The following is a 3,995-nucleotide window of genomic DNA, read 5'->3' as shown; positions in this document are numbered from 1 at the left end:
GCCGTCAGCCGTCAGCCGTCAGCCGTCAGCCGTCACACGCGCCGGGCGTACATGATGACGGCGACGCCGAGCAGGCAGATCGCGGCTCCGGCGAGGTCGTAGCGGCCGGGTCGGAAGGCGTCGACGGTCACGCCCCAGAGCAGGGAACCGGCGACGAAGACCCCGCCGTAGGCGGCGAGGACCCGGCCGAAGTGCGCGTCCGGCTGGAGGGTCGCGACGAAGCCGTAGGCGGCCAGGAACCCGATCCCGAGCCCCACCCAGACCGGCCCGCGGTGCTCGCGCACGCCCTGCCACACGAGCCAGGCACCACCGATCTCCGTGACCGCGGCCACCATGAACAGCAGCAGAGACCGGACGACGCCCACGTGCTTCACGATAGTCAGTATCCTCCCGGCATTGTCATCTTCCCGGCATCGTCCTGCGGCCTCGGAATCCTGTGGCCGGAATCTCGTCGTTACCTCGCCCGTGTTTTCACCCCGTCCGCACCGCGTAGTGTCGCACGGGTACACCGCTCTTTTTCGATGGTTTCCGATGGTAGGACGTCCTGTGATCTTCGGGTGGGGGAGGGGTACTCGGTATGAATGTCGTACGGGATCCGGAACTGATTACCGGCGGGCCGATGCAGCGGCTCGAACCGGATTCGGTGGGCGGTCCCGTTCCGCATCATTTTCCCGGTGCGTTCGGGGAGAACACCTCGCCCGCGGCGGGTGAACTCGACGATGGCGGCATCCGACTGCTCGCCCCCGATGGTTCGTTGGTCACCGATTCTCGGTTCTCGGTGCTCGCCGACCACGAGCTGCGCATGGAGTTCTACACCTCCATGCTCCTGGCCCGCCGGCTGGACGAGGAGGCCACGGCCCTGCAACGTCAGGGTGAGCTGGTCCTGTGGATTCCGCTGCGGGGGCAGGAGGCCGCGCAGGTCGGATCCGCCGCGGCCTCGCGTCCCCGGGATTACCTGTTCCCCAGTTACCGGGAACACGCGGTCGCCTGGCACCGCGGTGTCCCGGCGGTCGAGGTGATTCGGCTGCTGCGGGGAGTGAGTCACGATGGCTGGGATACGCACCGTCACAATATGGCTAATTACACGATTGTTCTGGCGGCCCAGACGCTGCACGCCGTCGGTTTCGGGATGGGGGTGCTCCTTGACGGCGCCGCCGGCACTGGCACTGGCGGCACTGGCACTGGCGGCACTGGCACTGGCGGCACCGGCACCGGCGGCACCGGCACTGGCGACACCGGCACTGGCGACACCGATACCGGCGACACCGATACCGACCTGGCGGTGATGGTGTATCTCGGTGACGGTGCGATGAGCCAGGGTGATGCCAACGAGGCATTCGTGTGGGCGGCGAGTTTCGGTGCGCCCGTCGTCTTCTTCTGCCAGAATAATCAGTGGGCGATTTCCACGCCGAGCCGGCGGCAGTCCCCGGTGCGGTTGGCCCGCCGGGCCGACGGGTTCGGCTTCCCCGGCCTGCGCGTCGACGGTAACGACGTGCTCGCGGTGCATGCGGTGACCACCTGGGCGCTCGACCATGCGCGCAGCGGTCGCGGCCCGGTGCTCATCGAGGCCAACACCTACCGGATGGCCCCGCATACCACCTCCGACGACGCGACCCGCTACCAGCCGCCGGAGGAGATCATCGCTTGGCAGGCCCGGGATCCCATCGAGCGCCTCCGTCGGCTGCTCGCCGCCGATGTTGAGGCCGGCTGGTTTGACGAGGTCCGCCGGCGGGCCGACGCCGCCGCGGCCGATCTGCGCCGGGACACCCTCGCCCTCGACCCGCCGGACCCCTCCTCGATGCTCGACCATGTCGCCGCGGAGGAGACGGCCGATCAGCGCCGGCAACGGGAGTGGTTCGCCGCGTACCGCGACTCGTTCCTCTGAGGATGATCTGAGGATGACGGGACTCGTTTCTCTGCGGGTGGCGGTCATATCCTCGCCGGGTAAGGGAAGGACGTTCCGTCACCAGCGGCGAGGAGCTCCCCATGCGGCCGACCGTGACGACCCCGGACGAGGAGACGACCTCGGAAAACCCGACGACCTCGGAAAGCTCGACGAACCCGACAAACCCGGAGACCGTGGCGAATCGGGAGACTGGGGTGACTGGCGCGGTCGGCCCGGAGGCCGGCCCGGAGGCCGGCATCGGGACGCTCCTGTCGACGGATCCGGCCACCGGCGCGGTGGTCGCGAGCTTCCCGGTGATGGAGCCGACCCAGGTGCGGGCGGCCGTGGCGGCCGCCCGGTCGGCGGCGGGCTGGTGGGCGGGGCTTACGGCGGCACGGCGGCGCGACTATCTGCTGCGCTGGGCGGCGCACCTCGTCCGCCACGAGACTGAGCTGATCGACCTCCTGCACGCCGAGAACGGCAAGACCGCCGCCGATGCCCGCATCGAGCTGCTGCTGACGCTGGAACACATCCGCTGGGCGGCCCGCAACGCCGCCCGCGTGCTGCGGACCCGTCGGGTGTCGCCCGGCCCGTTCCTGGCGAACCACACCGGACGGATCGAGTACCGCCCGTTCGGGGTCGTCGGGGTGATCGGGCCGTGGAACTACCCGCTGTTCACCCCGAGCGGTTCGATCGTGTATGCCCTGGCAGCCGGTAACACGGTGGTCTTCAAGCCCAGCGAGTACACCCCGGCGGTGGGCGCGTACCTGGTCGCGGCGTTCGCCGCGGCGAATCCGGACGCGCCGGCCGGGGTCCTGACCATGGTCACCGGCTTCGGTCCGACCGGTGCCGCCCTGTGTACCGCCGGGGTCGACAAGATCGCCTTTACCGGCTCGCCCGCGACCGGCCGCCTGGTCATGGCGGCCTGCGCGTCGTCCCTCGTCCCGGTGGTGATCGAATGCGGCGGCAAGGACCCGCTGATCGTCGCCGACGACGCTGACGTGGCCGCCGCCGCCCGGGCAGCGGTCTGGGGAGCGATGTCCAATGGCGGGCAGACCTGTGCCGGGGTCGAGCGGATCTACGTGACCGAGGCGGTCGCCGCGCCCTTCCTCGCCGCACTGCGCCGCGAGCTCGACGGGGTTCGTCCCGGCGCCGACTGGGACGCATCCTACGGTCCGATGACGATGCCCGGCCAGGCGGCGATCGTGCGCCGCCACGTGGCCGACGCGCTGGCCCGCGGCGCGACCGCCCTGATCGGCGGGACGGAGTCGGTGGGGGACACCTTCATCGAACCGGTCGTGCTGGTCGACGTGCCGGAGGGCAGCCCCGCCGTGCAGGAGGAGACGTTCGGGCCGGTCGCCACCGTCCGGACCGTCGCCGACGTCGACGAGGCCGTCACGCTGGCCAACGGCACCCCGTACGCGCTCGGTGCGACGGTCTTCTCCCGGTCCCGGGGAGACGAGATCGCCACCCGGCTCGACGCCGGGATGGTGTCCGTCAACGCGGTGCTGGCGTTTGCCGGGATGCCCGCCCTGCCCTTCGGGGGCAGCGGCGAGAGCGGGTTCGGCCGGGTGCACGGCGCGGAGGGGCTGCGCGAGTTCGTCCGCCCCCGCTCGGTCGCCACCCTGCGGATGCACGTGCCGGGAGCGACCCTGACCACCTTCCGCCGGGTGCCGGGTGCGCTCGCCGTCACAGCGGTGGCGGCGCGGCTCCGGCACGGCGGCGGCTGGGCCGGGCGGGTCAGGCCGGTCGGCGGGGCGGCTGGGCCTCTCGACAGGCCCCTCGGCGGGCACGCCGGGCCGGACGAGGGATTCCGTCCCGGCCGGCTCCGGCTCCGGCTCCGAAAATCATCCGGAAGTCGTCCAGACGGACGGTGAGCCGAGGCCGGAGCCCGGTGAGGAAACCCAGCGGGCCCTCCGCCGCCGGGTCCCATCGTGACCGGTGCAGGGCGAGCCGCCCGGCCAGCCGCACCGGGCTCACCCGGGGCTGGCCGTCGAGATCCTGCACCACGCGGAAGCGGACCGGCCACCTGCCCGGCAGCCGCTGTCCCCGGCTTACCGCCGCGGCGACGATTGTCCTGGTGGCGTCTGTCCTGGTGGCGTCCCGGGCG

3 protein-coding genes are annotated in these 3,995 nt (G+C 71.6%); 2 read left to right on the top strand and 1 reads right to left on the bottom strand.

The annotated features are described in order from the left end of the window. Nucleotides 1–32: 32 nt before the first annotated feature. Nucleotides 33–365: a YnfA family protein gene (locus ACY45C_RS17650; RefSeq protein ID WP_462188661.1), complete on the bottom strand. Its 333-nt coding sequence runs from the start codon at nt 363–365 to the stop codon at nt 33–35. 212 nt (nt 366–577) lie between these two features. Here ACY45C_RS17650 and ACY45C_RS17645 point away from each other — a divergent pair, with 212 nt between their 5' ends. Beyond that, nucleotides 578–1,885, top strand: a complete 1,308-nt coding sequence (locus tag ACY45C_RS17645; RefSeq protein ID WP_462188658.1) for a thiamine pyrophosphate-dependent enzyme — start codon at nt 578–580, stop codon at nt 1,883–1,885. Nucleotides 1,886–1,986: 101 nt separating this feature from the next. Then, a complete protein-coding gene (locus tag ACY45C_RS17640; protein ID WP_462188657.1) occupies nt 1,987–3,762 on the top strand; it encodes an aldehyde dehydrogenase family protein in 1,776 nt (591 codons plus the stop codon). Nucleotides 3,763–3,995: the final 233 nt, after the last annotated feature.

It is taken from the genome of Frankia sp. CcWB2, assembly GCF_977927585.1.
The sequence above is the reverse complement of the archived record's forward strand: the minus strand, read 5'-3'. Positions and strand labels throughout refer to the sequence as shown.